The sequence below is a fragment of the Prevotella pallens ATCC 700821 genome (assembly GCF_000220255.1).
Lineage (GTDB): Bacteria > Bacteroidota > Bacteroidia > Bacteroidales > Bacteroidaceae > Prevotella > Prevotella pallens.
The window spans coordinates 1-1,002 of sequence record NZ_GL982530.1; the positions used below are offsets into that span (position 1 = coordinate 1).

The following is a 1,002-nucleotide window of genomic DNA, read 5'->3' on the forward strand; positions in this document are numbered from 1 at the left end:
CGGATCTGCACAACATTGATAACGCCCAATCTTTTTGCTCAGACTCTAACTCATTGATACTCATTTATAAACTCCTTGCAATGTATGTCGTTTCAGCTAAACGGTATCAGCAATGTTTATGTAAAGAAACAGTAAGATAATACTCAACCCGATGTTTGAGTACGGTCATCATCTGACACTACAGACTCTGGCATCGCTGTGAAGACGACGCGAAATTCAGCATTTTCACAAGCGTTATCTTTTACAAAACCGATCTCACTCTCCTTTGATGCGAATGCCAGCGTCAGACATCATATGCAGATACTCACCTGCATCCTGAACCCATTGACCTCCAACCCCGTAATAGCGATGCGTAATGATGTCGATAGTTACTAACGGGTCTTGTTCGATTAACTGCCGCAGAAACTCTTCCAGGTCACCAGTGCAGTGCTTGATAACAGGAGTCTTCCCAGGATGGCGAACAACAAGAAACTGGTTTCCGTCTTCACGGACTTCGTTGCTTTCCAGTTTAGCAATACGCTTACTCCCATCCGAGATAACACCTTCGTAATACTCACGCTGCTCGTTGAGTTTTGATTTTGCTGTTTCAAGCTCAACACGCAGTTTCCCTACTGTTAGCGCAATATCCTCGTTCTCCTGGTCGCGGCGTTTGATGTATTGCTGGTTTCTTTCCCGTTCATCCAGCAGTTCCAGCACAATCGATGGTGTTACCAATTCATGGAAAAGGTCTGCGTCAAATCCCCAGTCGTCATGCATTGCCTGCTCTGCCGCTTCACGCAGTGCCTGAGAGTTAATTTCGCTCACTTCGAACCTCTCTGTTTACTGATAAGTTCCAGATCCTCCTGGCAACTTGCACAAGTCCGACAACCCTGAACGACCAGGCGTCTTCGTTCATCTATCGGATCGCCACACTCACAACAATGAGTGGCAGATATAGCCTGGTGGTTCAGGCGGCGCATTTTTATTGCTGTGTTGCGCTGTAATTCTTCTATTTCTGATCCG

General features: G+C 46.2%; 2 protein-coding genes. Both read right to left on the reverse strand.

Going from position 1 to position 1,002, the window contains the following annotated elements; all coding sequences use genetic code 11:
• Positions 1-255 precede the first annotated feature (255 nt).
• Complete coding sequence (locus tag HMPREF9144_RS12500) at positions 256-804, reverse strand: ead/Ea22-like family protein (RefSeq protein ID WP_001289873.1); 549 nt, start codon at positions 802-804, stop codon at positions 256-258.
• Positions 801-959 carry a TraR/DksA family transcriptional regulator gene (locus HMPREF9144_RS13150; protein ID WP_229041931.1) on the reverse strand — a complete coding sequence of 53 codons (159 nt, stop codon included), beginning with the start codon at positions 957-959 and terminating at the stop codon, positions 801-803. Before HMPREF9144_RS13150 ends, HMPREF9144_RS12500 begins: the two co-directional genes overlap by 4 nt.
• Positions 960-1,002: the final 43 nt, after the last annotated feature.